Origin of the sequence: Ensifer sp. 22521 (assembly GCF_052044795.1) — a bacterium.
GTDB lineage: Bacteria > Pseudomonadota > Alphaproteobacteria > Rhizobiales > Rhizobiaceae > Ensifer.
In genome coordinates this window covers 81,004-107,138 of record NZ_JBQENM010000024.1, presented here as the reverse complement: position 1 = coordinate 107,138, position 26,135 = coordinate 81,004, and the positions used below count along the sequence as shown (strand labels likewise).

At 60.4% G+C, this 26,135-nt stretch carries 27 protein-coding genes and 6 pseudogenes; 16 read left to right on the top strand and 17 right to left on the bottom strand.

The window, feature by feature from the left end:
- Positions 1-126: 126 nt before the first annotated feature.
- The 3 genes and pseudogenes from istB to ACTJKE_RS28445 all read right to left on the bottom strand — a co-directional run.
- The gene (gene istB, locus ACTJKE_RS28455) at positions 127-864 is read right to left on the bottom strand and encodes an IS21-like element helper ATPase IstB (RefSeq protein WP_014330260.1); all 738 of its coding nucleotides are present in this window, start codon (positions 862-864) and stop codon (positions 127-129) included.
- A 12-nt stretch (positions 865-876) separates the two neighbouring features.
- On the bottom strand, positions 877-2,406 hold the full coding sequence (gene istA / locus ACTJKE_RS28450) for an IS21 family transposase (protein ID WP_440693174.1): 1,530 nt from the start codon (positions 2,404-2,406) through the stop codon (positions 877-879).
- Between the two features lie 173 nt (positions 2,407-2,579).
- A pseudogene (locus tag ACTJKE_RS28445) lies at positions 2,580-3,353 on the bottom strand (IS110 family transposase); the annotation flags it as partial.
- 122 nt (positions 3,354-3,475) lie between these two features.
- On the opposite strand from ACTJKE_RS28445, the pseudogene ACTJKE_RS28440 reads away from it, so the two are divergent.
- A pseudogene (locus tag ACTJKE_RS28440) lies at positions 3,476-3,892 on the top strand (tyrosine-type recombinase/integrase); the annotation flags it as partial.
- Between the two features lie 158 nt (positions 3,893-4,050).
- Here the strand turns inward: ACTJKE_RS28440 and ACTJKE_RS28435 are convergent.
- From ACTJKE_RS28435 to ACTJKE_RS28420, 4 genes are all read right to left on the bottom strand, one after another.
- The gene (locus ACTJKE_RS28435) at positions 4,051-4,620 is read right to left on the bottom strand and encodes a type II toxin-antitoxin system VapC family toxin (protein WP_440693160.1); all 570 of its coding nucleotides are present in this window, start codon (positions 4,618-4,620) and stop codon (positions 4,051-4,053) included.
- Position 4,621: 1 nt separating this feature from the next.
- Positions 4,622-4,969: a hypothetical protein gene (locus ACTJKE_RS28430; RefSeq protein ID WP_440693158.1), complete on the bottom strand. Its 348-nt coding sequence runs from the start codon at positions 4,967-4,969 to the stop codon at positions 4,622-4,624.
- A 289-nt stretch (positions 4,970-5,258) separates the two neighbouring features.
- Complete coding sequence (locus ACTJKE_RS28425) at positions 5,259-5,513, bottom strand: helix-turn-helix domain-containing protein (RefSeq protein WP_440693156.1); 255 nt, start codon at positions 5,511-5,513, stop codon at positions 5,259-5,261.
- A 220-nt stretch (positions 5,514-5,733) separates the two neighbouring features.
- Entirely contained in the window at positions 5,734-6,267 is a 534-nt protein-coding gene (locus tag ACTJKE_RS28420) for an RBBP9/YdeN family alpha/beta hydrolase (RefSeq protein WP_440693154.1), read from the bottom strand.
- Between the two features lie 104 nt (positions 6,268-6,371).
- Here ACTJKE_RS28420 and ACTJKE_RS28415 point away from each other — a divergent pair, with 104 nt between their 5' ends.
- The gene (locus ACTJKE_RS28415) at positions 6,372-6,848 is read left to right on the top strand and encodes an Lrp/AsnC family transcriptional regulator (protein WP_058327956.1); all 477 of its coding nucleotides are present in this window, start codon (positions 6,372-6,374) and stop codon (positions 6,846-6,848) included.
- 292 nt (positions 6,849-7,140) lie between these two features.
- On the opposite strand, the gene serA is transcribed toward ACTJKE_RS28415, so the two are convergent.
- The 3 genes and pseudogenes from serA to repC form a co-directional block, all read right to left on the bottom strand.
- Positions 7,141-8,379, bottom strand: coding sequence for a phosphoglycerate dehydrogenase (gene serA, locus ACTJKE_RS28410; protein ID WP_440693152.1), 1,239 nt, complete (start codon positions 8,377-8,379; stop codon positions 7,141-7,143).
- Positions 8,380-8,578: 199 nt separating this feature from the next.
- Positions 8,579-8,875, bottom strand: coding sequence for a hypothetical protein (locus ACTJKE_RS28405; protein ID WP_440637723.1), 297 nt, complete (start codon positions 8,873-8,875; stop codon positions 8,579-8,581).
- Between the two features lie 115 nt (positions 8,876-8,990).
- A pseudogene (gene repC, locus ACTJKE_RS28400) lies at positions 8,991-9,380 on the bottom strand (plasmid replication protein RepC); the annotation flags it as partial.
- Positions 9,381-9,548: 168 nt separating this feature from the next.
- Between repC and ACTJKE_RS28395 the strand changes: the two are divergent.
- Positions 9,549-9,872, top strand: a complete 324-nt coding sequence (locus ACTJKE_RS28395; RefSeq protein WP_440661197.1) for a hypothetical protein — start codon at positions 9,549-9,551, stop codon at positions 9,870-9,872.
- Positions 9,803-10,177, top strand: coding sequence for an SHOCT domain-containing protein (locus ACTJKE_RS28390; RefSeq protein ID WP_245296153.1), 375 nt, complete (start codon positions 9,803-9,805; stop codon positions 10,175-10,177). Before ACTJKE_RS28395 ends, ACTJKE_RS28390 begins: the two co-directional genes overlap by 70 nt.
- A gap of 326 nt (positions 10,178-10,503) precedes the next feature.
- Here the strand turns inward: ACTJKE_RS28390 and ACTJKE_RS28385 are convergent, their stop codons facing one another.
- Positions 10,504-11,598 carry a septal ring lytic transglycosylase RlpA family protein gene (locus ACTJKE_RS28385; protein ID WP_440693150.1) on the bottom strand — a complete coding sequence of 365 codons (1,095 nt, stop codon included), beginning with the start codon at positions 11,596-11,598 and terminating at the stop codon, positions 10,504-10,506.
- Positions 11,599-12,068: 470 nt separating this feature from the next.
- Here ACTJKE_RS28385 and ACTJKE_RS28380 point away from each other — a divergent pair, with 470 nt between their 5' ends.
- From ACTJKE_RS28380 to ACTJKE_RS28365, 4 genes and pseudogenes are all read left to right on the top strand, one after another.
- On the top strand, positions 12,069-12,422 hold the full coding sequence (locus tag ACTJKE_RS28380; RefSeq protein WP_440693172.1) for an ArsR/SmtB family transcription factor: 354 nt from the start codon (positions 12,069-12,071) through the stop codon (positions 12,420-12,422).
- Positions 12,406-12,906: an SRPBCC family protein gene (locus tag ACTJKE_RS28375; protein WP_440693148.1), complete on the top strand. Its 501-nt coding sequence runs from the start codon at positions 12,406-12,408 to the stop codon at positions 12,904-12,906. Before ACTJKE_RS28380 ends, ACTJKE_RS28375 begins: the two co-directional genes overlap by 17 nt.
- Before the next feature lie 404 nt (positions 12,907-13,310).
- A pseudogene (locus ACTJKE_RS28370) lies at positions 13,311-13,397 on the top strand (hypothetical protein); the annotation flags it as partial.
- 185 nt (positions 13,398-13,582) lie between these two features.
- Entirely contained in the window at positions 13,583-13,696 is a 114-nt protein-coding gene (locus tag ACTJKE_RS28365) for a DUF1016 domain-containing protein (protein WP_245296154.1), read from the top strand.
- On the opposite strand, the pseudogene ACTJKE_RS28360 reads toward ACTJKE_RS28365, so the two are convergent.
- A pseudogene (locus ACTJKE_RS28360) lies at positions 13,669-13,834 on the bottom strand (ISL3 family transposase); the annotation flags it as partial. The gene ACTJKE_RS28365 and the pseudogene ACTJKE_RS28360 overlap by 28 nt on opposite strands.
- A gap of 116 nt (positions 13,835-13,950) precedes the next feature.
- Here ACTJKE_RS28360 and ACTJKE_RS28355 point away from each other — a divergent pair.
- Both ACTJKE_RS28355 and ACTJKE_RS28350 read left to right on the top strand, forming a co-directional pair.
- Positions 13,951-14,022, top strand: a pseudogene (locus ACTJKE_RS28355) (hypothetical protein); the annotation flags it as partial.
- Positions 14,023-14,236: 214 nt separating this feature from the next.
- Positions 14,237-14,401, top strand: a complete 165-nt coding sequence (locus ACTJKE_RS28350; protein WP_440693176.1) for a hypothetical protein — start codon at positions 14,237-14,239, stop codon at positions 14,399-14,401.
- A gap of 165 nt (positions 14,402-14,566) precedes the next feature.
- On the opposite strand, the gene ACTJKE_RS28345 is transcribed toward ACTJKE_RS28350, so the two are convergent.
- The 5 genes from ACTJKE_RS28345 to ACTJKE_RS28325 all read right to left on the bottom strand — a co-directional run bounded on the left by ACTJKE_RS28345 (position 14,567) and on the right by ACTJKE_RS28325 (position 18,852).
- On the bottom strand, positions 14,567-14,974 hold the full coding sequence (locus ACTJKE_RS28345; protein ID WP_440637644.1) for a type II toxin-antitoxin system VapC family toxin: 408 nt from the start codon (positions 14,972-14,974) through the stop codon (positions 14,567-14,569).
- Positions 14,974-15,228 (bottom strand): type II toxin-antitoxin system Phd/YefM family antitoxin, encoded by a 255-nt coding sequence (locus ACTJKE_RS28340; RefSeq protein WP_440637646.1) that lies wholly within the window; start codon positions 15,226-15,228, stop codon positions 14,974-14,976. The genes ACTJKE_RS28345 and ACTJKE_RS28340 overlap by 1 nt, the downstream gene beginning before the upstream one ends.
- Positions 15,229-15,792: 564 nt before the next feature.
- Positions 15,793-17,187 (bottom strand): molybdopterin-dependent oxidoreductase, encoded by a 1,395-nt coding sequence (locus tag ACTJKE_RS28335; protein WP_440693146.1) that lies wholly within the window; start codon positions 17,185-17,187, stop codon positions 15,793-15,795.
- Between the two features lie 268 nt (positions 17,188-17,455).
- Entirely contained in the window at positions 17,456-17,980 is a 525-nt protein-coding gene (locus ACTJKE_RS28330) for an N-acetyltransferase family protein (protein WP_440693144.1), read from the bottom strand.
- Positions 17,981-17,991: 11 nt separating this feature from the next.
- Positions 17,992-18,852, bottom strand: coding sequence for a LysR substrate-binding domain-containing protein (locus tag ACTJKE_RS28325; protein ID WP_440637650.1), 861 nt, complete (start codon positions 18,850-18,852; stop codon positions 17,992-17,994).
- Between the two features lie 154 nt (positions 18,853-19,006).
- Here ACTJKE_RS28325 and argH point away from each other — a divergent pair, with 154 nt between their 5' ends.
- From argH to ACTJKE_RS28295, 6 genes are all read left to right on the top strand, one after another.
- Positions 19,007-20,461, top strand: a complete 1,455-nt coding sequence (gene argH, locus ACTJKE_RS28320; protein ID WP_058327918.1) for an argininosuccinate lyase — start codon at positions 19,007-19,009, stop codon at positions 20,459-20,461.
- Positions 20,458-21,324 (top strand): amino acid ABC transporter permease, encoded by an 867-nt coding sequence (locus ACTJKE_RS28315; protein WP_058327919.1) that lies wholly within the window; start codon positions 20,458-20,460, stop codon positions 21,322-21,324. Before argH ends, ACTJKE_RS28315 begins: the two co-directional genes overlap by 4 nt.
- An 11-nt stretch (positions 21,325-21,335) precedes the next feature.
- Positions 21,336-22,106 carry an amino acid ABC transporter ATP-binding protein gene (locus ACTJKE_RS28310; RefSeq protein ID WP_058327920.1) on the top strand — a complete coding sequence of 257 codons (771 nt, stop codon included), beginning with the start codon at positions 21,336-21,338 and terminating at the stop codon, positions 22,104-22,106.
- Between the two features lie 30 nt (positions 22,107-22,136).
- A complete protein-coding gene (locus ACTJKE_RS28305; RefSeq protein ID WP_058327921.1) occupies positions 22,137-22,961 on the top strand; it encodes an ABC transporter substrate-binding protein in 825 nt (274 codons plus the stop codon).
- 64 nt (positions 22,962-23,025) lie between these two features.
- Positions 23,026-24,432 (top strand): MmgE/PrpD family protein, encoded by a 1,407-nt coding sequence (locus ACTJKE_RS28300; RefSeq protein WP_440637655.1) that lies wholly within the window; start codon positions 23,026-23,028, stop codon positions 24,430-24,432.
- A 12-nt stretch (positions 24,433-24,444) separates the two neighbouring features.
- Positions 24,445-25,314: a polysaccharide deacetylase family protein gene (locus ACTJKE_RS28295; protein WP_058327923.1), complete on the top strand. Its 870-nt coding sequence runs from the start codon at positions 24,445-24,447 to the stop codon at positions 25,312-25,314.
- The last annotated feature ends 821 nt before the right edge of the window (positions 25,315-26,135 follow it).

Below are 26,135 nucleotides of genomic sequence, written 5' to 3'. Positions count from 1 at the left end.
TGCCGATTCCGATGAAGCCGCCCCTTCGTTCCGAGATGATTGCGCTCCCAGTTTCCGGGATGATCTCGCCCCCTGTCTAGGGAGGTCTGCGGGCGATGATTGTTGTCAGTTCAATTAGGCTAGGTGTCAAGCTTTGCGGGGTAGGTTTCGGCGCAGACTATCGCCGCTCAATTCGATGCGGTGGGCATTGTGGACCAACCTGTCGAGTATGGCATCGGCATAGGTTGGGTCGCCGATGACACCGTGCCAGGCGGATACGGGAAGTTGGCTGGTAATGATCGTCGACCGACGGCCGTAGCGATCTTCGAGGATTTCCAGCAAATCGTGACGGGCCTGTTCATTGAGCGGTTCGAGCCCCCAATCATCCAGTATCAGGAGCTGAACGTGGCCCAAGGTCCGTTGCAGCCGGGCATACCGGCCGTCACCACGCGCGAGCGCAAGCTGGGCAAACAGCCTTGGGACACGCTGATAGAGAACTGAGCGATCGTCTCGGCAAGCCTTGTGACCGAGAGCGCAAGCCAACCAACTCTTTCCGACACCCGAGGGTCCGCAAATGGCCAGATTGTCATGAGCGTTGATCCAGTCGCCACCGAGCAGTTTCATGAAGAGAGCACGGTCGAGGCTGCGTTCGGCGCGATAATCGACATCTTCCGGGGTCGCCTGGTGGCGAAGCTTGGCAAACCTGAGACGTGCCGCAAGCTTGCGATCGTAACGGGAGCTCCATTCCCGTTCGAGCAGCAGTCCGAGCCATTCGGCGTGCGAGAGATGTTCGGCTTCGCCGTTGGCAACGAGTTCGCCAAAGGCCTTTGCCATGCCGGACAGGCCCATGGCATTCAATTTATCTAGTGTTGGATGAGCAAGCATCTTTCGTTCTCCTTAGTGGTAATAGCGGGGGCCGCGGATGTTGGCGTGATGGATCGGTTCATGCGACGCCGCTCCATTTGAGGCAGCCGTTCGGTCAAGGTGATTGTCGAGGATGGAGCGCACCGAGCCATAGGTCCGGGCCCCGATCTCCAGCGCCCGCCCGCAAGCGGCATTGACCCTGTCGCGGCCAAAGCTCTTGCTGAGGCGGATGATCCCGAGGCAAGCTCGAAAGCCCTGCTCGGGATGTGGCCTGTCGGCAAGGATGCGCTCGCACAACAGCGCGACATCCGGTCCCATGGCGGAGGCTTCGCGTTGAATGCGTTCGATCGTCCAGTCGGCAAAACGGCGATGCGCCGAGGGCATATGATCGGGGATCGTCGTGTGCTTCCCGTTGCCGCTGGAGCGGCGATGGGCGGCAATACGCTCGCCCTTGTGGAAGATCTCGATCGTATTGGCGGTGATACGAGCCTCAACCTGCTCGCGGGCGAAGCGATAGGGAACGGAATAATAGTGCCGCTCGATCTCGACGTGATAATCCAGCCCGGCACGTCGTATACGCCATTCGGCAAAGACATAGCGTTCGACAGGCAGTGGTCGCAAAACCGGACGATCAAGCTCTTCGAACAGTTGACGGCGCGTGACGCCAACGCGGCGCAGGACTCGTTTGTCATTGAGATCATGAAGCAATTCGCCGATCGCCGCATTGACCTCGGCCAAGCTATAGAAGATGCGATGGCGCAGCCGGCCCAATAGCCAGCGTTCGACGATACGAACCGCAGCTTCCACTTTCGCTTTGTCACGCGGGCGTCGCGGCCGCGTTGGCAAGACGGCGCTGCCATAATGGGCTGCCATCCCGCAATACGTCCGGTTGACCTGGGGATCGAAGTGGCAGGCCTTGATGATCGCTACCTTGGCATTGTCGGGAACCAGCAAGGCTGGCGCACCGCCAAAGAACTCCAGGGCCAGGAGATGGCATTCAATCCAGTCGGGAAGCGTCTCGCTCCAGCGTGCCTGCGCATAGGAAAGGCTCGATGCTCCCAGAACCGCCACGAACAGGTGCGCCTGCCGTGTCTTGCCGGACAGCCGATCAACAACAACCGCGACCGTGTCGCCGGCATAGTCGACGAACAGCTTATCGCCGGCCGCGTGATCCTGCCGCATCGTCACAGGCAGCTTCATTGCCCAACGGCGGTAAAGGTCACAATACCGACTGTAACGATAGCCGTCCGGATAACGGCTGATGTATTCGTCCCACAGGATCTGCAGCGTCATGTGCTTGCGCTTGAGCTCGCGATGGACCTGCGCCCAGTCCGGCTCAGGGCTCCGACGGTGACCCGCCTTCGTCCCGGCCCCCTTGTAAAGCGCCGCTTCCAGGACGGCATCGCTGACGTCGTCACCCAACGGCCACGATAGCCCTGCAACGGCCGCACGCCGCAGCGTCTCGCGCACCGTCGACGGTGCAGCGCCAACCCTGACCGCAATCGACTTGTGGCCAAGTCCTTGTTCGAAACGATATCTCAATATCTCGCGGACACGCCGCATCTCCAGTCTCTCCGCAGGCATCCCGTTCCTTCCTCGTCACAGTCGAAGGAAGAAACTTCACACCAGCAGAACCCCCATGCCAGACGCCGTCCGAAGGGGGCGGCATCATCTTGGAATCAGGGGGCGACTATTTCTCGGAATTGGGGGGCGAGATCATTTCGGAATCAGGGGGCGGATTGCCTCGGAATTTGCATCAATCCCAGTACAGCGCCGACCACTTTCGAGTTTCTAAACCGCTGAGGAATGTCGATCGTGCTGGTGAACGCGAGTGAAACGACAGGGCCGACACCGGGGATCGTCATCAGCCTCCGGCATTCAAGGTCGTTACGGGCGATATCCAGAACCTTTTTGTGCAGCCGGGAGAATTCGTCACGCAACTTCTGTCTTGCCGCCAGCAACGGCTCCATGATTTCCCCGATATCGGAGATATCATCCACCAGTTCCCGGATCCGCTCCTCGAACTTGACCGCGCCGACGATACCGACCTTCAGTCCAAAATTGCGCAACAGGCCGCGGATGTCGTTTTCAATCGCGATTGCCTTCCCCTGCAGCAATTTGCGAGCCGTCAGCAACGCGCGGCGCTTCTGGCTGATCAGCGTCTTCACATGCACCGGCCGGAACAGATTGACGCGCATCATCTGGGCGATGCCACGGGCGTCGTTGCGATCACTCTTGTTCGGCTGGGCCTTGAGAAATGCCTTGGTATGGCGGGTCTCGATGCAGATGACCGGTAGTCCGGCCACGGCAAGGCCATCGAACAGCCATTGCGATAGGGGGCCGGCCTCAAGACCAATCCTGTCCAGATTCCAGGCAGGATCTCGCAACACGGCCACCAGGTCGTCGGGATGGCTGACCGCCTTGATCTCGCGGCAAATCCTGCCGGTTTCATCAACGATGCAAATGGACGTCTCTTTCACCGAAACGTCGAGGCCGCTATAGTGTTTCATGCTGCGCTCCTTTCCGATGCTTGTGGCTGTTGCAACACAGACCACGTTTTATCATCGCTCAAAGCGCAGCACCTCCTTTCAACAATCCACCGGTATCGGAAGATGGGGCTCAAGCCGAATACCCCATCTGCCTGTCGATCCGACTCGGCCGCACCAAGACGACGACAAGTGACGACGACGAACATGTGCTGTTGATCGGCCGGCCGGTGGTGGCGTTGCGACGCTGGCTCGAGGTAGCCGATATCAAGGATGGCCCCGTATTTCGGCGCATCGATCAGTGGGGAAACATCAACCGGCGAGCCCTGACACCGCAATCCGTCAACCTCATCCTGAAGGGCCGTTGCAAACAGGCGGGGCTCGACCCGATTCTGTTTTCGGCGCATGGACTGCGGTCAGGCTATCTCACCGAGGCTGCCAACCGCGGCATTCCGCTGCCGGAAGCCATGCAGCAGTCATTGCACAAATCGGTGACCCAGGCGGCGCGCTACTATAACGATACGGAGCGAAAACAGGGCCGCGCGGCGCGGTTGGTCATTTGATGCCCCTTTGAGCAGGTGTTAATCCAGTGACCGCACAGGTTCGACCGAGGACGGCGTGCCCCACGGTCGCTCGATTTCTGCTGAACGATAACCTTGAGGTGGCCTCTTGGCCGGAAGGCCTGCTAGACTTGAGCAATTGAAGATCAGCAGCGCACTCTTCAAATAGTCGAGCGGTAGAACCGAACCCGGCCAGTCGGCATCAGTTGCAGTAGGTAATCGAAGTCGCTGACGTTGGCGGTAAGAACGGCAAGGCCCAGTTTTTGCGCCTGGAGAAACAAGACGCAGTCGTGAAGAGCTCGCAGCCGAGCGTCGCGGTGGTAGCCCTGCAGCCGACACAACATGCCGGACAGCAAAGCGGCCCGGCCCAGAACGTCCGCATCAGGCGTGAACACGCGATGGGCCGGCATCGCCTTAACCGTGGCTCTGATTTGTTGAATAGCTGTTTTCGTTCCTTTGTGCGCCGGGTCGAGCACGCCGACGGTATGCATCAACTCCTGGATGGCGATTGCAGAGTGATTGCTGTGGCGGATATCAAGCAAGTCCGCCACAAGCTCTGGGGCTCGCCCTTGCAAGCCATCGATGTAGACGCACGTATCGAGTAGCAGTTCGAGCCCGGCTTCAGCGGGCTCATCGAGGAAGGGCAGTTCTTTGTCGCTGCGTCTTGAAAGGGTCCGCCCGGGATCGAGCCTTCCCCAGCGAACCGCGGCGTCGAAATCAAAATCCGACAAGTCAGAAGCCGAGTTTCAGGTCAGGGTCGACCGTCCCGCGAGTCTTGCGAAAAGCCGATCCAAAATCGTCGTCCAGTGCGACGGCGGCCAAAGCGAACTCGATCAAATCAGTATCGGTTTCGATGCCCGTGTGCTTTTTGGCTTGTTCGATAAGAGCGGGGCTGATCCTACCGCCGATCCTTTTACTCTTTTCGCCCAGCAGGCCGGAATGCTCAGCCGCTTTCATGACCGCATCAATCCGCGCCTTGCTGCTAGAAGTAAATTTGCCGACCTTCGCATGGCGCACGGCCTTTGCAAGCAACGGCTCTTTTGCTGCTGGCCGTTCTCCCATTCCACTGTGCTTTCCCATGACGACCTCGTGTCTGACAAAATGTAATTTCGTCCAACATAGTGCCGATCCTCTTCGATATCAAGTTAGAGCGGCGCAGCGGTGGTGTGACTTCTGTGACACCCGCACCACACACAAAGCCAGACCTGTTGGGGACCGCGGACGAATGATGAGCCAATGCGCCACAACACCAGGCGGTCGGAACGACCTGGCGTACGAAACGGCAGGGCTATGGCGACGCCGCTCTTTGGCCCAGTCGGCCCGAAGCTGCGATTTTGGCCAACTCAAAGAACAGATCGCGAACTCGGGATCAAATAGAATCTGACGGCGCGCCTTGATCTTCCAAGGCGCGGTAGACAGTTATCCTGGAAATGTTCAGGTCGCGGGCAACGGCGGCTTTGGTCGCGCCAGCAGTGATCCGCCTGCGGATTTCGGCGTCACCGACATTCTTTTTCCTGCCCTTGTAGATGCGGTTAGCTTTCGCCGCGTCGATACCCGCTCGTTGCCTGTCTTTAATGAACTCGAGTTCCATGTCGGCTACCATGCCGAGGATGGTGATGACCATTCGACCCATGCTTCCGGCCGTCGTAACTTCTGTGCCGCATCCCATTTGCAACTACGAACATTACATCCGGCCCCGGCGAAAATGCCGAGGCTGCCGCTGGAACGATATACGCGCCTGTTAAAGTGGGATCGAGAAGCACTTATGAAAGACCTTTTTTGAGGTTGGCCATCATTCAGCTTGTCGCAAAATTTCTACAGTCGCGGACCAAATGCGCCGCAGACTACACACGGCTCACGAAGTCTCTCAGAAGCGTCAGACCTTCTGGCCAGCCGCCGAGTTCGCTTTGGCCGTTGATGTGGCCAGTTGCGCCGATGACTTTCAAATTGGAACCCCATTGTTCGGCTTGCGTCTGGACATAAGGCAGTGAACCATAGGGATCATCGGTACTTGCCACGATAAGAGAAGGAAATCGGAATTTCCTCTGCGGTGTATCTGCAAAGCTTACCGCTTGTGAGGGAAACGCCGGAGATTCCGGATCAGGCACGGCAACCAACATCGCCCCTCTGATTGGCAGATCAGAAACTTGATGCCAATGTGCGACGAGCAGACAGGCTAGGCTATGTGCCACCAGAATGGGTGGCGTTTGTGCGGCACATACGGCTTCCTCTAGCGGCGCGACCCAGTCGGAAAGATCAGGCTCGTCCCAACTCGTCGGGGTAAAACGACGTATGGCGGAATCGGCGTCCTCCCAAAGGGAGTGCCAATGGCGCTTGCCGGAATTCCCTATACCCGGCAGATGGATGATTTCAGTCATGCTTCGTCTCTTCGTTGCTCTCCTGCCGTTATGGCCATTTACGACAACAGGAGAAATAGGTATTCATCGGAAAAGGCCCCCGAAAACCGATGGAATCAAGGTCGATGGTGAAATATTTTGATCCACGTACTGAACTCGATCCGACGGACATTTCCATGATCGAAACCTTGCAGGAAAACGGACGCATAAGTGTTTCCGAACTCGGAAGAAGGGTCGGGCTTTCTCAGCCGGCAGCGTCGGAACGTCTAAGGCGGCTTGAGGAACGTGGCATCATCAGCGGCTACCGAGCTGTCATCGATCCTGCCGCAATAGGGCTTGGAATGATGGCGATCATCCGCCTGCGCACTACGCATGAATACATCAAAACGTGCCTGAAGCAGTTTTCGGAGATGCCGCAGGTCATCGAGGTCCTGAGACTGACAGGAGAGGACTGCTTCCACCTGAAGGTGATCGTCCCCTCACCAGCCGAGCTGGAAAGCATCGTCGATGCCGTTGCCCGCTATGGTTCTGTCACCACAGCGGTCGTTCTGCGCAGCGAGCCCGCCAAGCGTATTGGACGTGAACTCATAACGAAGGGCTGAATTCGCGATAGTCCCAACAAATGTTGGAATTTCGCGCCTGAGTTTTCAACGCACATTTTCGCGCCGCTGCTCAGGCGGCGAATTTGCCGAAATCTATCAGGCCGACTGGGCCTCTTTCCGCACCCCCTCGCCACGAGGCATCCGGCTCCTAATGGATCCGACGCCGCACTGCCGGGTGAACTGACCAAAATTTCTACCCAAACTTAGGTCAGTGCTTCGGCTGCGCAGCGTCGAGGATCGCGGTCAGCTCACCCATGACCGGCGTGCGTACAATGCGGCCAACGAGCAGCTGTCAGTAGACTAATCGCGTTCTTATCGTTCCAGGAATTTCGCGTAGGGCCTGAAGAACCTCGTCGGCATTTGCGGAAATTCCTTCGGCCTCGACCACCACATAGCCCGTGTCGCCAAGCGTCTGAAGGAACTCAGCGACGATGTTCAGCCCGCGCGACGAGAAGATCTCGTTGAGCTGGATGAGCATGCCGGGGCGGTTTTCATGCACGTGAATGAAACGCGTGCCATTCGGGCGCTCGGGCAGCTGTACCTGCGGAAAGTTGACGGCGCCCATCGTTGAGCCGATGTCGGAATACTCGACCAGCTTCCTTGAAACCTCCCCGCCGATGCGCTCTTGGGCTTCCTCCGTGGAGCCGCCGATATGCGGCGTCAGAATAACATTGCTCAAGCCTTGCAACGGCGTCTCAAAACGCTCGTTGTTCGATGCCGGCTCCTTGGGGAACACGTCCACCGCGGCACCCGCTAGATGCCCGTCGTTCAGGACTTTCGCAAGCGCATCGAGATCGACCACCGTGCCGCGAGAATTGTTGATGAAGATGGCGCCCTTCTTCATGCGGCGCAATTCGGTTTCGGTGATCATGTTATGCGTCGAGGGTGTTTCGGGAACGTGCATTGTCACATAGTCAGAGATTTCGAGAAGGTCGCCGAGCGAAGCCATCGACTCCGAATTGCCCCGGCGCAGCCGATCGGAAAGATCGAAGTAGCGCACCACCATGCCCATGCTTTCGGCAAGCGCGCTGAGCTGCGATCCGATATTGCCGTAGCCGACAATGCCGAGCGTTTTGCCGCGGACCTCCCGGCTGCCGACAGCGGACTTCTCCCACCCACCTTGATGCGCGGAAGCCGAGCGCGGAAAGATCTGCCGTGTCAGCATGATAATCTCGCCGATCACAAGCTCGGCCACCGATCGCGTGTTTGAATAAGGTGCATTGAACACCGGAATGCCGCGCCGCCGCGCTGCATCCAGATCGACTTGGTTCGTACCGACGGAAAAACAGCCAACGGCGATCAATTTCTTGGCGGATTCCAAAATCTCGTCCGTCAGCTGCGTGCGCGAACGAATGCCGATGATATGAGCGTCGGCAATGTGGCTCTTAAGATCCTTGTCGTCGAGCGCCTTCGGCAAATGAATGAGGTTGGTGTAGCCAGACGACGAAAAGTAGTCCACCGCGGTCTGGCTAATGCCTTCCAGCAGAAGCACGGAAATTCGGTCGCGTGGGAGAGAAAGTTGGCGGGTCATAAATGTTGCTCCGATTTCCGAAAGGTCGATGTGGCTTCGGCGCCTATGAAGGTTTAAGCGGCTGGACAGGCCTTGATACCGCGAAGAGATCTCAGCGTACCGCGGTTTTCCATGCTTCCTACCCAAAGGTTGGCAAGAAAGAATGACCTAGGCTTCGCCGTCCCTCCGACGAGCCGCGCGGCTGATCATCTAATCGTGGCTACGTGCCGAAGAATGAATCGGCTCGCTTCTCAAACGACTGCCATTCTTCCGGTTCCGCCTCCGACCTATCATATCGGTCATCGGCCGATGCTGTCCTCCCCCAGGCTTCAGCGCGCTTCATCAACGACGCCATCTCTCCCTTCAAGCGATGGGAACGTTGCAAGTCAGCGGCGTGCTCGACGTTCTGGCGAGGATCGTAGAACACCCCGATCGCCTCGCCGGCTGCCTGTCGTGCCGCCTCTAAGTGTTTTTTCAAACCCTCCAGCTCACTCTTCGCCGCAAAATACTGTCGCATCACCGTGATAAGTTCACGGTCACTGGCGCTGATATCCACGATCCCTCCTTCCGGAATTTCCTCGGGGCTCTGATCTGCAAAATCGGCATAGCTTAACAGTCGCTTCGCGACGGTACTATCCGGCTTTCCTACCCGCACCAGGGTTCGCCCGCATCTGCGCCATCAGCATCGGCCCGAGCGAAAACTCCCCTTGCTGCGCCTTCGCCGTCAGATCCCGGAGATAGCCGCCGGAGGAGTTGATGTGCCCTGCCCTTTCGAGGATGCAAGCGATCGTCGCCGCGGCATGCTCGGGCCTCATCACTTCGCAGGCATCTTGGTAGGCGCTGGGGCTCACCCCAAGCATTGAACGAACGACGACGGCCGCCGTCATTAGATCCCGCCAGCTGGTAACTACGCCGCCTGGCCCGTACATCCTGATTTCCGGGCAAGCCTGTAGCACCATTCCCAATGGGAACGCCTTTATCGGCTCGCGCTTCGGCTCCGTTTTTGTCTCAGGTTTCGCCCCTGACGCTCATCTAGAGCACCATTGGAGTTCATATTTTCGGAATTCATCTGCATTTCCAGCAGATTGAGGATTTCCGCCTGCAACATCTCGATTATCGCCGGGCAGGCGACACAGGCCCAGTTCAACCATCCCGATCTAGGTGGAATGGGGCAATGGTCGCAGGGCGGCATGATCATGGTCGGCGACATGTTCAACAATGCGCTGAAGGCGAACGTGGCCGGAGTTTGTTCCGAGCTTGCGGCCTTGGTGCGCGGCATGGATTTGCTGCGCCCGCAGACGTCGCACCAGTCCCAGGGCGGCGGCGTCAGCCTGTTCGTGCCGGGCGCGCTTTCGGCTGGGAACTGGTGGCCCGAGGATCTCGGGCATCCTGCCTCGACCGGGGCGCAGAATGACCTGCGTTATGCCTTTTTGGCGGCCGGGTTATGGTCTATGACACGAAGGACCATCGCATTGGCGGGTTCTCGCAACAGCAAAGCGACGACCAGTCGCTGAGCTTTACCTCTCAGTATGGGCTGGTGAAAATTTCGGAACTGGATGTGATACGGCAGGGCGGCAAGGAACCGGCAGACACACCGGCTACCGAAGCATCCGCCGCCAAGGCTGCGCCGTCAATATTCGCACCGTCCGCACCGGAATCCGCCGAGCCACAACAAGGGGCACATCCAGCGCCGGAGGCGGTTCGGTCAGATGGGGACATCTTCGACAAGATCGAGCGCCTCGCGGCACTTCATGCGAAAGGCATTCTCACGGATCAGGAATTCGAGGCCACGAAGTCGGAGTTGCTCAGCCGACTATAGCATCCGATGAACGGAGCTTGCCACGAAGGTCAATGGAAGGCTTTCCATCGAGCCGCGCCGGGCGATGACAACCGTCAATGAACTCCCACAACCGATTGAGCTCGCGCTCGCGCACCAAAACCCATCCCATCCTGCGTCTCCCGATCGCCTAACAAGCCGAGTGTGACAATCCGGATTCTACCCAAGGGGGACGTCGGAGGTTGCATGCCCGTGAATAGGTGTCTCGGCACGAACGTCAATCCTCGGCCCGATCGGACTTCTGAACCCTCATTTCGTTTACTAACGCCCAATGTGCCGGGCATGTTCGGTGATGAACCTTTGCGACGCTAGGTAAGACCTAATGTTGTGCCTCGCCAGCGGCAGCCGCCTTGGCAAGAGCGGCGTCGCCTTATGGAGATTACCCCGGTAAGACGCTTGATGCCGCTGCTGGCCGCCAGAGGGAGAACTCGAACTCCACACATGTCGCGCAGACCCTCATCGCCGTCCTCGTCCAAGCAATATTTGACACCAGGCGTCGTCAGGGAGGCTAATTCGTGAGTCTGTGGTGCGATCTTGGCGCTTCGTGACATCCATGGTGTGTATTCGGACAGCCAATCAGGCAACATCCAGAGTTGGTTGGATGTGTGTGACGCGACCGCAGAGTTGGTCCCAGTCTCGTAGGAGCCGCTCGGCTTTTTTCCGGCAAGGTTCGCCCGGGTCGGAGAGAATGACTGACTTCTGCTTCGCAACTGGTTGCCAATCGACTGATCCGAGGCCACCATCACGCCGGTTGCGATTTGAGGCTCCGGATTGACGGCTGGGAATCGATCACTCTTCTTGATGTAGGAGGCTAGGAGGTAGGGCATGTCGTCCCCACCCAAGCTGGCGCGCCCCACATACTGCACGCGAACGGATGCCGTGCCACGGTGCTTCAGGTCCAGCATGTCTGCTGCTTTGCTGGAAACGTCGATGATGCGACCCTTTCGGTAAGGACCGCGATCGTTGACGCGCAGGATGAGCGAAGAACCGTTTTCAAGATTGGTCACCCGCACATAGCTGGGCAAGGGAAGGGTCGGATGTGCGGCGGACAGGTGTTTCGGGTCATAATCTTCGCCGTTTGCGGTCCGCCTCCCCTGAAAAGCTGAGCCGTACCAGGAAGCTACCCCCTTCCTGTCGTAGTTCGGGTCCTCCTTCGGAAAATAGCTCTTGCCTTTCACTACATAGGGCTTGCCAACCACATAGCGGCCATCGCCCTTGGCGACATTCTTGCGGTTGGCGACCAACGGGTTAGCCTTCACTCCGTATACCTTCTCGGAGATATATGCTCTGCTGCGGTTCGTGTTGGGCGCTTGCGTGGTCGTACAGGTAGCACAGCAGGCGCAGATCACCGTAATCGCCAACCATCGCACACCTTTCGCAGGCGTATTTACCTCAATGACCATCTGTCCAACGCTAGCGACGGACTTCCATGCAACTGCGGCAAGCCTCGACATAAGCGCTCATGTCGGCCAAGCGCCCGCCGTCTGTGCACTGGGTCCAGAAACAGACGGAACAGCAGCTGTAGCACTCGTCGATGCATCACTGCACTTGGGGTCTCGCCATTAATTCGCTCCATCCGTGAAGTGACTATAAAATCAAATCTGATGCCAAAAGGTTCCATGGGGACACACACACGACGTGGTTGGATCGCCCCGGCCTCGCTACGCTTGAGGCCTCTTTGGGGGGAGGAAACAGCTACCCACTTGTCTATGATCCAGTTGAAACCTGCATGCCCCACGATCGACAATTGCCTTGCCTTGAAGGGGGTCGAACCAACGACCTGTTGTTCCAATTCCCCTATCAGGCGTCGCTTGAACTTGGCTTGTTGGAAGTGGGGGCTGTTAGCAGGCCGACTACGTTCGGGGAGCAGGCGCTGAAAGCTGACATTCCTCCCCTCGATCTCTCATTTGCGGCGCTGTCCGATGCGACCCGCCGCGGGATAATCGATCAGCTTGGGCGAGGGGACGCGTCGATCACCAGTCTCGTGGATAAGTTTCAGATGACGCTGACCGGCATGAAGAAGCACATCCAGGTTCTCGAGCGGGCGGGACTCGTCGTCACGCAGAAGGTCGGACGGGTGAGAACCTGCAAGCTTGGGAAACGCGGCCTCAAGGCAGAGGCCGAGTGGATCGAAGCGCATCGCAAGCTCTTCGAGGCCCGCTTCGAAGCATTGGACGAAATCATCAGCGAAATGAAAAAGGAAGGAAGCGATGAATCAGCAAGTTAACCCAGGTGGTGAGAAGAGCCGTATGTCAGTCGAGCGCAGAGGGAATCGCGAACTTGTCGTAACGCGGACATTCAATGCTCCGCCGAGCACGGTTTACAGGGCGTGGAGCCAGCCCGAGCTGTTCCAGCGCTGGTGGGTGCCAAGATCGGCATCCGGCTTGTCGCTCGTATCGTGCGATATGGACGTCCGTACCGGCGGCAAATATCGGCTGGAATTCGGCGTCGGCGGTTCGGACACCATGGCCTTCTACGGCAAGTATCTTGAGGTGGTGCCGAACGAGCGCATCGTCTGGACCAACGACGAGGGCGAAGCGGGCGCGGTCACGACCGTAACCTTCGAGGACCAGGGCGGGAAGACGCTGCTGACTTTCCACGAAATTTATCCGTCCAAGGAGGCGCTTGAGGAAGCACTACAGGGCTCGGCGGCCGCATTGCCGGAACAGCTGGAGCAGCTCGACGAATTGCTTTCCAGCAAAGGCGAGTAGCGTGGGTCGGGAAACTCGCTTCGGGGAACACATGCTCTTGGGAACTGACCCCACCGACCATTCCAGAATGAGCGCGACGGCGCAAAGCCGTCGTTGAGCGTGGACCGCAGTTGGCATGAGCACGATGTCGGACCAGCTTCTTCGCCTTCTACGGAACCGAACCGATGCCCCGCGCCTGCTGTCGTCACATGAAAAGTGGTGCGCCTCGCAATTGTGATCAGTAGAGCTTTGCGATCCCGGTCTGCTAAAGACTCACGCATGGCGCGTCAAACGTCGAGGGATGGGGCACGGGGTCATCGATTGGCTCGCCGTGGATCTTCGGCGCGATTTCCCTGAGATGACGGGACTTTCGCCACGAAACCTCAAATATATGCGCGCCTTTTCTGTTCCCTGACGAACAAATCGTGCAACAACTTGTTGCACGATTGCCTTGGGGTCATAACGTCAAGCTCGTCGAAGCCCTGAAAAGCGAGGAAGAGAGGCCATGGTATGCGCGCCGAGCCGTAGAACATGGGTGGAGCCGCAACGTTCTCGTGCATCAGATCGATGAGTGGTCTGTATTAGCGACAGGGAAAGGCGCTGGCCAACTTTGGTCGGACATTGCCGGCACCTCAGCCCGACTTGGCGCAGGAGTTGAGACCCCTGCAGCTTCGATTTTCTCGCTCTCGGCCCGGCGATGTCCGCGCGCGAACTCGAGCAAGGCCGGCTTGAGCACCTACGCTCTCTCATTTTGGAGCTCGGCAAAGGATTTGCTTTCGTCGGTAGCTTCACCGTGAAAGCCTTGCCCTGAACCGGCAGATCCTGAAGGCTGCGGGTGAGCCAACCATGCCGATTTCGGCTCCGCCGTCCGCAATCGGGAAAAACGCCAATAAGCTGGTCCTTCAGCGGAAACAACCCAGCTCTCATCATCGGTGAGCGCGACGCCCAGAACCTTGACCCCTGGGTCAGCACGCCGCCGATCGCCTGGCCGATGGGCGACTTCGCGGCCTGGCCGACGACGCTGACAGCTTTCTTGATGAAGTCGCCAGGGAATGCTCGAGTTTCATGCGTACCTCGACTGGAAACAACGCGGTCAGCCAACAGATTCAAGCGCTGGAATCCGAGGTGCGGGCCGAATTGTTCGACCGCTCCACGAGGCCAATTACGCTGAACAGCCAAGGCCCCCAGATGCTGGAAGCCGCCCATGGGCTCGTGCGCTCCGCCAACGATATCGTCGACTCGATTTCAGGTCGCGCGGTCGGTGGCACGTTCACAATCGGCTCGGTTCGCTCAAGTGCCCTATCGCTGCTGCCCCGCGCCCCTTGGCGCATCGATCGCGCCCTGGAGTGCCGTGAAAGAAGCCTCAGCAGAAGTGGTGGCCGTGCCATTCGGCGACCCGCAGATCTTTCGCCAGATCGGCCTGATCGAGCGGCGCACGACACCCCGTGCAGCGGTGATCGAAAGGCTTCATCAACATCTTGTCAACTTCAGTGGGGAGTTTGGGCTTCCGCGGTGAACGCTCCAGCGCGGCGCACGCAAGCGCCCTAGCGCCCAAGCGTGGCACCAACTGAGTTCCGCTCGATACATTCGGCAACTTCAGAGCTCTAAAACAGGAACCCGCACTTCCGTCGAATGGACACATTGAATGCCAGCATACAGCGGGTGTTCGACGCCGAGCGGCTCACGCCGACGTCTCCCAAGGGTTGATCACGGAGGCGTCTGTGCCTTCGAAATCCTTGACGTTGCGTGTGACAAGGATGAGATCGTGGACGATCGCGGTCGCGGCGATCAACCCGTCGATATCGCCGCGGGGGCGGTTTGCCGCGATGCGGCCCCATTCGACCGCGATTTGGTCGGTTATCGGCAAAATGCGGTCGCCATGGTCGTGGCGCAGCTTGCGCAGCCATTCGGTGAGGTGCGCGGCAGCCTTCGGATCCGACCTCTGTTTCAGGGCAATGCCGCGCATGATTTCGCCGAGGGTGAGCGCACTCAGGTGGATGCTGAGCGGATCGACAGCGCGCAGCCAGGACACCGCCTGCGGCGTGCCGCGTCGCGCCTCTGAGACGATGTTGGTGTCAACCAGATACATCAGAAGGACACGTCGCGGCTTGACGTCTTGACGCGTACATTCACCGCATCAGCGAGCTGATCGTCCCAAGCGGGACCGCCAAGCAGATCATCGACCAGGGTTGGTCGGCCGGCGCGCAGAGCGTCGTAGTCATGAGCGGACAGCACGACGGCCGTGCGCTCACCGCGCAGCGTGACAATCTGCGGCCCTTCATGGCGCGCCTTCTGCACCACCTTCGAGAATTGGTTCTTGGCGTCCTGGAGTTGCCATTCCATAGTTTTCGCTCCAAGTTAGCTAGACTGTCTAGCTATATAGTTCCATTTGTCTGCCATTGAAAGTGCCAATATACCAGCCGGCCGATCGACGTCCTGCGCGCGACGCCGCCGATCGGAGATCTCGATTGCCCGTCCGCGCAGACGACTGATCTACCTCACGTCATGGAACGACGGCTATCGAAAATCCCACGCCGTCGTTTCCAGACGATACACCATGCGATTTTCGAAGCACATTTCGCGAACACCAGTAGTAACCCACGTCAACCTCGCGCATGAACGTGCCCACATTCATTCACTCTAACCGCGGGTCTAGCGCGATGCTTCATCCATTAACGGTTGGCGGCGCCCAAACCCAGCCGTCCAACAGCGCCGCCATTGCCGCTGCTTTTGCTCGTCCCGGGCAAAGGCGTCCGTCAAGGCATCTGGTGGGTCGTTGGGGATCGGCGTCTCGCGCCGCTCGAAGGTGGCGGCGATGGCGCGCCTCGGGCGGTCATCGCTGAAATCAAAAGAGCCTTTGCACCGCACATGTAACGACTCTGGTTTGAAAACACCTGCTTTCCCGCTTCAGATTATCTGTGCTGTTACAGAGTGGATCGAGTTGTTGCCATAGCCCAGACGATTCCAATCCGCGTGCTCAGGTTGAGTCCGGCCCGCCGTGTCGGTGGCGCGTGCCCGCACGGTGAGTGGCCCCGTCTCCTCAAGTCGTGTGATCAACTCCCACCATTGCCAGGCAGCCCGTCGTCGTTCGCCAACGAGCCGTGCCTCGCACCAAGGTCCGTCGTTCAGGCTTACATCGACCCTGGATATGCTCCCGGCGCCCGACCATGCGACACCCCGGATCGCGGTCTCGCCGCGCGGCAGGGTCTCCCCCTTATCAGGCGAAGATACCAGCGCTCGCACATTCATCAGCTTCACCGGCGCGCGCTCGTCATACCCGTTGCGCACCCAATGGTACCAGTACTTCTCCGCTTGATAGTACGCTTCGCAAGGCTTGTCGGTAACGACGATCTCGGTCAGCCACTTGACGGACGCCACCGCATACCAACCGGGCACGATCAGCCGCAATGGATAGCCATGAGGTGGTGACAGTGGCTCGCCGTTCATCTCGTAGGCAAGAAGCGCATCCGTTTCACCGATCTGGCCCAAGCTTAAGCCACGTTCGAAACGAACCGGCGCGCCGTGCCCGTCGACGACCCCGCTGTCGGCACCGCGGAAGGTGAGTTCCGTCGCCCCGGGTCGCAGGCCCGCGCGCTCAAGCACTTCCATCAGGCGAACCCCGGTCCACTCGGCGGTGCTGACGGCGCCCAGACCCCAGGCTTCGCCGGGTACGGCCGGATCGAATAGGCTGCGGCCGTTGCCGGCGCATTCCAGTGTCACCACGAGGCTCTCCGCATGAAGGTTGTGAAGCTCCCTCATGCTCAGTTTCAGTGGCCGTTCGACCAGCCCGCCGATCGACAGCCGGTAGTTATCACCGCCAAGGTTGGGAATATCGAAGTGGTTACGCAAGTAGAAGCGACCGTTCGGCATCACGGCACCGCCTGCAAGGTCCGGCACCGAGGTCTCGCCATTCAACGGATTAACGCTGTGAATGAGAAGGCCAGCCTCGATGGCATCCTGGCACGCATCTGCGGGGTTGACCACCTCTGCAGACACGTCCACCGGGCGCCCATCACAGCCGCCGCTCGAAACCATCGCAGCGCAGGTCATCGCTGCCGTCACTTCGACCTCGCCGGCTTGACGGAGAGGCGTCAAAAAAGCCTGAAGCACTGCCTCATCCGCTGCCTCGGCAATGAGGAACAGTGAATGCGAGCCCTGCGCAACAGCTTCCCCCTTGATCAGCACACCGTGGCGGGCAGCGCTCGGCCGGCTCAAATGACTCAACAGCATCGCGCCCTTGGCCGGATCGCGTGCGGGACAGGTTTCGGGTGAGTGCCGATGGCGCACAATGAACAGAGGCATCGAAAACTCCCTGCTGGGGCTTCGTCGAACTGGCTGGTCGGTCTGATACGATCAGTGGTGGTCCTTCGGTCTCTTCGGCACCTGCATGATCAGATAGAACCGCACCGCCTCCCGGCCAGGATTAGACGCCGGATTTTTGGATGAACATGCCTTGTCAGCCGCGCTAGGAATAGGTTGGCGGATGTTGTGAGGCTGAAGGTCCGCTTTGGACCGGAATCCGAGACACATCCCCCGCCTTTGGAAGCGAGCTGTTGACTGCCAGAGACGTTCAGAGCACCAAACTGTCAGCCCACACAAAGACGATATTTCGCGAGCGCCAGATCGGCCCGGCATCCATGTATTCCCCGGCCCGCTTGCCGCCGAGCGCGTGGTAGAAAGCGATCGCAGGTTCGTTGCCGTCGACCACGCCCAGCCCAACTCCGGGAAATCCTCTCTCCCGCAAATGCAAAGCAAGCCTGGAGAACAATAGGCGGCCGATGCCTTGGCGTTTGACATCCGGATCGACGTAGAGGTTTTTGATCTCGCCGAGATCGCCAAAGATCCCGGCTGAGGGCGCGCCGGCGGCGCCGATCGCGACCGGCCTTCCCTCCAATTCGGCCAGAAGCACGATCTGGTCGGGATCGTTCGCTGTGAGCCTTTCGCGCCAGGTGCTGCGGCGACGGGTTTCATCGAGCGCGGTGCAAATCTCGGGTGGAGCAAGGTCGCGATAGGTTTGTCGCCAGGCCCGCACGTGGAAATCCGCGATTGCATCCGCGTCGGCCGGGGCTGCTTGCCGTATCGTCACCTTTTCCATCGCCCGCTCCCCTATTCCACCTGCGTCATTAGCCAACGTTGGAACGCCTTGAGCGCCGATGAAGGCTTGCGGTCCGTTGGGGTGGTGAACCAGTAGGCGACCTTGGATGCGTAGCCAATCCCCCCGGGATTGACGAGGCTTCCGGCCCTCAGTTCCTCCTCGACCAGCTGTGGTGGAACGAGGGCCATGCCCTGCCCGGAGATCGCGGCGCGAAGGACCAGAGTATAATAGTCGAAGCGCATGACGCCCTGTGGCTCGAGGTCCGGTCTCCCATGCTCCCCCACCATGTCGATCCAGCGCAGCGGAGTTCCCGGATGCTCGATGATGACGCCGCGCGCCGCATCCTCCAGGGTCTCACAAATGCCGAGCCGCGCGAGATAAGCGGGTGCGCAAACGAGCCGGACATCCTCGCCGAAGAGGTAGACCGAGTGTTCGTTCGCGAATGGCCCACGGCCGAAGCGGAACACTGCGTCCGGCTGAGCCGCCGGGTTGTCAGTCGCGAAGGTGGTGTACTGGACGTCGATATCCGGGTGTTTCTGATTGAAGTCGGAAAAGCGCGGCAGGAGCCAGCGGTCGCCGAGGATGGGCAACACCTTCAGCCGAAGCGTATGGGAATCGGGCTGCAGGCTTGCCGCGCGGAAAGCGGCCTCCTCCATCGCCTTGATCGCCACCTGCGCTTGTTCCAAATAGATGTGGCCGAGGTCTGTCGGCACCATGCCCGACGGCTTTCGCGTGAACATCTGCGCGCCGAGAAGGTTTTCGAGGGTCAGCAACTGCTTGCTGACGGCGCTTTGCGACAGGTTGATGCTTTCCGCAGCCGCCGTCGTCGAGCCTCGCTCCGCAATCGCCAGCATCACGCGAAGGGCAGTCATGGAAGGCAGTGGTATGGAGGTATGAACCAAGGGCATTCTCTGGCAACGGGCTAGTCGGTTTCGTCATAACGGTATCGCTTTTTCGCGTTTGTGCAAGCGTTCCCTAAAAGGCAACCTCATCTCGGGAACATAATTACCGAAATGGGAGACTGTCATGACAGAACAAGCGACATCGCTTTGGGGAGGCCGATTTTCAAGCGGTCCCTCTCCGGAACTCGCGGCGCTCTCGCGAAGCAGTCCAAGCTTTTTCCGCCTGTCCCCCGAAGACATCGCTGGGTCTCGCGCCCATGCGCGCGAACTTGCGCGCGCTGGCGTACTGAGCGAGGACGAACTGCCGCGGATGCTACAAACGCTCGATACGATCGCGGCCGATGTCGCGGCCGGCCGCGAAAAGCCGAAAGCCTCGGATGAGGATCTTCACACCTTCCACGAGCGCCTGCTGATCGAGCGGCTGGGTGCCCTCGGCGGCAAGCTGCGTGCCGGCCGCTCGCGCAACGACCAGACCGCCAACAACACCCGCCTCTACCTTCGCCGCACGGCGAGGCGACTGGTGAAGCTGGTCCTTGCGGTGCAGGACGCACTCGCCACCCAGGCGAATGAGCATATCGAGACGGTCATGCCGGGCTTCACCCACCTTCAGCCCGCTCAGCCGATATCGCTCGGCCATCACCTGATGGCGCACGCACAGTCGCTCAGCCGCGACGTCGAGCGCTTCATCGACTGGGACCGCCGCTTCGACCGCTCGCCGCTCGGCGCCGCCGCGCTGGCCGGCTCGGCTTTCGCCCGCGACACCGAAAGCTCTTCGCGTGATCTCGGCTACGCCCGTCCCTGCGAGAATTCAATTGATGCCGTCGCGAGCCGTGACGTGGTCTCGGAATTCCTGTTCGTGACCGCGATGCTGGGCGTGAACCTCTCGCGTCTGTCGGAGGAGATTTGCATCTGGGCGTCGCGCCAGTTCGCCTGGGTGAAGCTGCACGATTCCTACTCGACCGGCTCGTCGATCATGCCGCAGAAGAAGAATCCCGACATCGCCGAACTGACGCGTGGCATGTCGGGCACCATGATTGGTAATCTTGCGGGCATGCTCGCCACTCTTAAGGCGATGCCGCTCGCCTACAACCGCGATCTCGCCGAGGACAAGCGCGCGCTTTTTGAGACGATCGATCTTCTCGACCTGATCCTGCCTGCCTTCGCCGGCATGGTCGCGACGTTGTCCTTCGACACCAAACGCATGGCCGCCGACGCACCACGCGGCTTCACGTTGGCAACCGAGGTGGCGGACTGGCTGGTGCGGCAGGGCATTCCTTTCTCGCACGCGCATGAGATCTCAGGCGCCACCGTACGTTACTGCGAAGAGCGCGGCATGGACCTTGACGGGCTGACCGAGACCGACCTGCCGAACATCGATGATGCATTGACCCCGGATGTGCTTAAGGTGATCGACCCAGCCCGGGCGCTCGCGGAACGTTTCGGCCAGGGGGGAACCGCTCCCGCCCGCGTGCGCGAGCAGATCGCGGCCTTTGCCGACACCTGCAAAGAGCAGCGTGCCTGGGCCGAACTGGATCTCTCGGGTGTTGCCCTTGTCCCCTTAACGGGAGAGGAAGCATGACCGACACGCCCCTTCCGCAATCCAGCCGCGATGCCCATGACATCGCCCATCTTGAACTCGTCCCGCGCAGGCATGTGGGGCGCAAGGTCTTCGCCGCCATCGTGCTGCTGCTGGTGGCGCTCCTGATCCGCGCCTTCGTCGTCGGCCAGATCGAATGGCCGGTCGTCGGCCAATTCCTGTTCGCCCCCGTGATCATCCAGGGCATCTGGAACACGCTGCTGATGACGGTCGCGGCGATGTCGCTCGGCATCGCACTCGGCGTCCTCATCGCGATCATGCGCATTTCCGGCAATCCGGTGCTCGAATACATCGCGCTCGTCTATGTCTGGATCTTCCGTGGCGCGCCGGCGCTACTGCAACTGCTGCTCTGGTTCAACCTCGCGCTGATCTTCCCGACGATGGGCATTCCCGGCCTGTTCGAATTCAACACCGTCGAGGTGATGACGCCCTTCGTCGCCGCCATGCTCGGCCTGGGCATCCAGCAGGGCGCCTATACCTCGGAAGTCGTGCGAAGCGGCCTCCTGTCCGTGGACGCCGGCCAGTACGAAGCCGCTCGGACGATCGGCATGACGGGAATGCAGACGCTGCGCCGCATCGTGTTGCCGCAAGCCATGCGCGTCATGGTTCCGCCTGTTGGGAACGAGGTGATCAGCATGGTCAAGCTCACCTCGCTCGCCTCGGTGATCCAGTATTCGGAGATCCTGCACAATGCGCAGGTGATCTACTACGCCAATACCCGCGTGCTGGAGCTGCTGATGGTCGCAAGCTTCTGGTATCTCGCGATCGTCACCGTCCTCTCCCTGATCCAATCCCGGATCGAACGCTACTACGCCCGCGGCACCCGCGGCCGCACGACGATCTGAAGGGGGAGCACATGACAAGCGAAATCCTGGTCAAGGCCGTTGACGTCTGCAAGAGCTTCGGCACATTCAAGGCGCTCAATGAGGTGGGTCTGGAAGTGCGTAAGGGCGAGGTGAGCTGCATCATTGGCCCCTCGGGCTCTGGCAAGAGCACGTTCCTGCGCTGCATCAACCTTCTGGAACGCATCGACTCCGGCGCGATCTGGGCCAATGGCGAACTGATCGGCTACCGCCGCGACGGCAACAGGCTCTATGAGCTGAGCGACGTGGAAATCGCCCGCCAGCGCCGTGGCATCGGCATGGTCTTCCAGCGCTTCAACTTGTTCCCGCACAAGACTTCGTTGGAAAACGTGATCGAAGGGCCGGTACAGGTTTTGGGCGAAAGCCCGAAGGCCGCCCGCGAACACGCGATGGAACTCCTGAAACGCGTCGGCCTTGCCGACAAGGCCGGCAACTATCCCTCGGAGCTTTCTGGCGGCCAGCAGCAGCGCGTCGCCATCGCCCGAGCGATGGGCATGCGTCCCTCGCTCATCCTGTTCGACGAGCCGACCTCCGCACTCGACCCCGAACTGGTGGCCGAGGTGCTCGATGTGATGAACGATCTCGCCGCCTCCGGCATGACGATGATCGTCGTCACCCACGAAATGGGCTTTGCCCGCAACGTCAGCAACACCGTCGCCTTCATGGACGGCGGGCGGCTGATTGAGCACGGCCCTTCGGCGCGGGTCCTGACCCAACCCGACAACCCCCGCACCGCCGATTTTCTCAAGGCTGTGCAACGATAACCGTAAAAAACCGACAGGATGGGAACTACGATGAAAAAAGCAACTCTGGCCGCTTCGGCGTGCCTGCTCGCCTTTACCGCCCACGCACAGGATCTGCCGGAGAAATACAAATCCGCGGGCAAGCTTGTAGTGGCCAACACGCCGAATTATCCGCCGATGGAATATCGCGACCCGGCGACGAACGAACTGATGGGCGTCGACATCGAGCTTGGCAAGGCGCTGGCCAAGCAGCTCGGCACCGAGATCGAATGGTCCGAGATCGGTTTCGAGCAAATGGTGTCTTCGTTGAACACCGGCCGCGCCGACCTTGTTTTGAGCGGCATGAGCGACCTGCCCAAACGGCGCGAGACCATGGACTTCGTCGACTATATGAGCTCCGGCGCGCAGTTTTATACCTCGGCCAAACGCAAAGAATTCAAGGAACTCACCGACTTCTGTGGCAAGACAGTGGGCATGAGCCGTCGCACCTCCTTCCCGGATGAGGCCAAGAAGTGGAGCGCCGCCAATTGCGAAGCCAACGGCAAGCCGGCGCTTGTTATCGTTGGTACGGAAGGCTCGGCCGACGCCCGCGCCCAGTTGAAGCAGGGCCGCCTTGATGGCGCGGTCCAGGGCTCGGAAACCCTGCCCTACCTGTTGCAGCTTGAAAAGGACACCTACACCATCGTCGGCGAGCCCTTTACGGAAGTCTACCAGGGCATCGGCTTCTCCAAGCAGACGCCCGAGCTGCGTGACGCGATTGCCGGCGCCCTGAAAGCCCTCATGGCCTCCGGCGAATACAAGGCGATCTTCGAAAAATATGGTCTCGCCGCCAGCACGCTCGACGGCGTGATGATCAACGGCGAAGCCGCAAAATAATCACGGGACGGCCCGGCGGGTCTGCCGGGCCGCTCCCCTCGCCTGCCCGAACGAGGATACCAGGATGCCCGATGTAGCCCGAAGCGGCGTGCAAGCGTTGACACATGTCGAGGCGCTTTCCGATTTCTGCGCCCGACTTGCACCTGCCGATCTACCGGCCCGGATCGCCGCCCGTACCAAATCCCATTTTCTGGATACGCTCGGCGCAGCACTCGCTGGCACTCGCTCCATCGAATTCCGCAAGGTACGTGCGCTTGTCGCACCAGGGGGAACAACACCGCTTCTGGCCTCGCCACAGCGAACCGGGCCGCGCGACGCGGCCCTCGCCAACGGGGTGGCCACCCATGTCTTTGAACTCGACGATTCCGGCGGCTGCGATCATACAGGCGCCGTCGTTCTGCCCGCGCTACTGGCAGCTCTTCCGTCCTGCGAGGCCCCGATTTCCGGCGGCGATCTCATTTGCGCGCTGACGGCGGGTTACGAGGTCGGCCGCCGGGTGCTGGATGCATCCGGCGGCTACGGCGTGCACAATGGTGCCGGTTGGCACTCCACCGGCACCTGTGGCACGCTCGCGGCCGCGGCAGCGGTCGCCCGGCTGCGCGGCTATGACAGCGCCGTCTTTCGCCACGCCCTGACGCTGGCCACCAGCTTTTCCTCTGGCCTGTGGGCCTTCAATCATGATGGCAGCCAAGCGAAGAAGGTCCACGCGGGCCGGGCGGCTGAAGGCGGACTTCTCGCCGCCGATCTCGCCGGCGCCGGCTTTTCCGGTCCCTCGCAGGTGTTCGACGATGTCTGGGGCGGTTACTTCCGCACCTATGTCCGGGATGTCGGGCATGCCGCCGAACTCTCCGCCGGGCTGGGCACGAACTGGAAGATTGAACGGGCCTCGCTCAAGCCCTACGCTGCTTGCCGCGGCGCGCATTCCGCCATCGACGCTGTCGGCGACATCCTTGCCGAGACCGGCCGCACTGCCGCGGATATCGCGCGGGTTGACGTCCGCCTCAGCTCCTTCCTGATGGACATGTGCGGCCGGGCGCGGCTGGAAACACTAGCGGGCGCACAAATGAGCCTCGGCTATGCGCTGGCGGCGCTCCTGGTCTTCGGCCGCGTCGACCTCGAACAGTATTCCGCCGCCGCCCGCGGCGATTCGCGCATCGCCGATGTTCTCGGCCGCTTCCGCTTTCATCCCGATGCGCAGATGCCGCAGATGGCCGAGCCGGAGGTGACCGTCATCTTCGCTGATGGCGAAAGCAGGACGGCGATGGTGCCCCGCGCCACCGGCTCCAGCGAGCGGCCGATGAGCGACACCGCCATCCGTGCCAAATTCGACAGCCTCGCGTCGATGGCATTGCCTGCGGCTCGTATCGCGGAACTCGCCGATTTCGTGGGCGTGCTGGAGGAACGCGCGGACTGCCGGGGCCTTTCTGACCTGCTGGTCGCGGACGAACCCGAAGCGCCGGTCTTCATTTGAGAAGGAAGTTTCATGACCTACGATCTCAGCCCTCGCCCACTCAACCCGGCGTCACCAGCCCCGGTTTTTGACTGGCCCTACGGCAAGAAGAGCGCCCTCTTTATCGGTTTCGATGTCGATGCCGAGACTGCCTGGATCGGCAACAACCACGCCAATGTCGACCGGATGGTGACGACCTCACTCGGCGGCTACGACGCCCGGGTCGGAATCACAAAGATCCTCGAACTGCTGGATACGCTGCACCTCAAGGCGACCTTCTTTATTCCCGGCTGGACGGTCGAGGCCCATACAGCCGCGTGTGAACCGATTGTCGCTGCCGGACACGAGATCGCCCATCACGGCTACCTGCACAAATGCCCGGATCGCAACAAGCTGGACGAAGCAAAGGAGGAGATCGACCGCGGCCTCGAAGCGCTGAAATCCCGGCTCGGCATCACACCCGTCGGCTATCGTGCGCCATCCGGCGAGAATTTTCCCGAGCTTCTCGCCTATCTTTGCGAACGGGGCCTGCGCTATTCCTCATCGTTCCGCGACGATATCCGCCCCTATCGGCACCGTCTGGCGGACGGCCGCCCGGGCCCGGTGGAAATTCCGGTCAACTACGCCTTCGACGACTGGAATTTCGGCATCACCGGTCGGCTGGATGCGCGCCCGCTCTTCGGGCGGGACGCTATCCTACCCATCTGGCGCGAGGAGTTTGTCGGAACCCACGAGTGGGGCGGCGTGAGCACGCTTGTCCTGCATCCGCAGGTTTCCGGCCGGCCGATGCGGTGGCGGATACTGCGGGATTTCCTCAGCGAGATCGCCGCGCGTGACGACGTCTGGATCGCCACCGGCGCGGAAATCCTCGCGCACTACGAAGCCGAAACCGAAGCAGCATAGGGTCTCACCGGTCGCCCGCCAAACCGCGAGAATGGACTTCAGCCGTCTCCACAGCAGAGGCGACCCTTACAATATCGCCATCGTGGTTCCCGGCGATACATTATGCGATCTTCTGTAACGGGCGTTGCGTCAATCCCTTGTGCGCTCAATCCCTCGCCGAGTGCTTGCTTCTGTCCGCAGTCGGAGCTTTGCCGCGGCTGTCCGGCAGCGATGCCCCTTCACCAAAGCCGCCAGACCACTCAAGCGCTGCAGCAGTTGTGCGGTACGGGCTGGCACCTGCTGGCGCAGCTGCGACCGGGTAAATGCGCCGGTGCTGGCGAGAGCCGAGGCGCGGCCAACCGTCTGCCTCCCAAAAGCGCAGTCTCGGCTGGGAGACCGACGGCGATACCTGCTTACCAGGGCCGCTAGCCTTGCCGTTCCCCCATGCTTCCCGCAATCATAATAACGCAGACGCTCGTCGAGCTCGTTAGCGAACTGATCCACGTAAGTGTCTCGCCAAAGCTTGGCCGTTCAGCGCTGATGGCCGCCTGAAACCGGGGCTAAATCCCGCGGCCGAGACCCATTGCATCGATACGCCCGGGAACAGTGCGTCATTTGTTGCTCTGATTGATCGCACGGCAAATGACGCACGAAGTTAGCCGCGAGCGCAGCGAGAAGCTCGCCGTCTCGGATCGTGCACTCAAGAATTTCGTAGACCGGACCTTCGGGCGGCCTCGCTCGAGGTAACAGACGCCACGAGGTCGGATCCGCGGATGCCCTACGGGACGATCCGCGCAGAAAACAGCCCCGCGGGGATACCGGGATTGTCGGCATCAGTCACC

Excerpts from the sequence above, each read along its gene's own strand:
- ACTJKE_RS28430 (WP_440693158.1), bottom strand. The coding sequence starts at position 4,969 with ATGGGAAAGCACAGTGGAATGGGAGAACGGCCAGCAGCAAAAGAGCCG.
- ACTJKE_RS28330 (WP_440693144.1), bottom strand. The coding sequence starts at position 17,980 with ATGGAAAAGGTGACGATACGGCAAGCAGCCCCGGCCGACGCGGATGCA.
- ACTJKE_RS28310 (WP_058327920.1), top strand. The coding sequence starts at position 21,336 with ATGACAAGCGAAATCCTGGTCAAGGCCGTTGACGTCTGCAAGAGCTTC.
- ACTJKE_RS28405 (WP_440637723.1), bottom strand. The coding sequence starts at position 8,875 with ATGCGACAGTATTTTGCGGCGAAGAGTGAGCTGGAGGGTTTGAAAAAA.
- ACTJKE_RS28420 (WP_440693154.1), bottom strand. The coding sequence starts at position 6,267 with ATGACTGAAATCATCCATCTGCCGGGTATAGGGAATTCCGGCAAGCGC.
- ACTJKE_RS28335 (WP_440693146.1), bottom strand. The coding sequence starts at position 17,187 with ATGCCTCTGTTCATTGTGCGCCATCGGCACTCACCCGAAACCTGTCCC.
- ACTJKE_RS28340 (WP_440637646.1), bottom strand. The coding sequence starts at position 15,228 with ATGGAATGGCAACTCCAGGACGCCAAGAACCAATTCTCGAAGGTGGTG.
- ACTJKE_RS28315 (WP_058327919.1), top strand. The coding sequence starts at position 20,458 with ATGACCGACACGCCCCTTCCGCAATCCAGCCGCGATGCCCATGACATC.
- ACTJKE_RS28305 (WP_058327921.1), top strand. The coding sequence starts at position 22,137 with ATGAAAAAAGCAACTCTGGCCGCTTCGGCGTGCCTGCTCGCCTTTACC.
- istB (WP_014330260.1), bottom strand. The coding sequence starts at position 864 with ATGCTTGCTCATCCAACACTAGATAAATTGAATGCCATGGGCCTGTCC.
- ACTJKE_RS28375 (WP_440693148.1), top strand. The coding sequence starts at position 12,406 with ATGAATCAGCAAGTTAACCCAGGTGGTGAGAAGAGCCGTATGTCAGTC.
- argH (WP_058327918.1), top strand. The coding sequence starts at position 19,007 with ATGACAGAACAAGCGACATCGCTTTGGGGAGGCCGATTTTCAAGCGGT.
- ACTJKE_RS28325 (WP_440637650.1), bottom strand. The coding sequence starts at position 18,852 with ATGACTGCCCTTCGCGTGATGCTGGCGATTGCGGAGCGAGGCTCGACG.
- ACTJKE_RS28295 (WP_058327923.1), top strand. The coding sequence starts at position 24,445 with ATGACCTACGATCTCAGCCCTCGCCCACTCAACCCGGCGTCACCAGCC.
- ACTJKE_RS28345 (WP_440637644.1), bottom strand. The coding sequence starts at position 14,974 with ATGTATCTGGTTGACACCAACATCGTCTCAGAGGCGCGACGCGGCACG.
- serA (WP_440693152.1), bottom strand. The coding sequence starts at position 8,379 with ATGACCCGCCAACTTTCTCTCCCACGCGACCGAATTTCCGTGCTTCTG.
- ACTJKE_RS28395 (WP_440661197.1), top strand. The coding sequence starts at position 9,549 with ATGATCATGGTCGGCGACATGTTCAACAATGCGCTGAAGGCGAACGTG.
- ACTJKE_RS28425 (WP_440693156.1), bottom strand. The coding sequence starts at position 5,513 with ATGGTCATCACCATCCTCGGCATGGTAGCCGACATGGAACTCGAGTTC.
- ACTJKE_RS28365 (WP_245296154.1), top strand. The coding sequence starts at position 13,583 with ATGTCCGCGCGCGAACTCGAGCAAGGCCGGCTTGAGCACCTACGCTCT.
- istA (WP_440693174.1), bottom strand. The coding sequence starts at position 2,406 with ATGCGGCGTGTCCGCGAGATATTGAGATATCGTTTCGAACAAGGACTT.
- ACTJKE_RS28385 (WP_440693150.1), bottom strand. The coding sequence starts at position 11,598 with ATGGTCATTGAGGTAAATACGCCTGCGAAAGGTGTGCGATGGTTGGCG.
- ACTJKE_RS28390 (WP_245296153.1), top strand. The coding sequence starts at position 9,803 with ATGGTCTATGACACGAAGGACCATCGCATTGGCGGGTTCTCGCAACAG.
- ACTJKE_RS28415 (WP_058327956.1), top strand. The coding sequence starts at position 6,372 with ATGGTGAAATATTTTGATCCACGTACTGAACTCGATCCGACGGACATT.
- ACTJKE_RS28300 (WP_440637655.1), top strand. The coding sequence starts at position 23,026 with ATGCCCGATGTAGCCCGAAGCGGCGTGCAAGCGTTGACACATGTCGAG.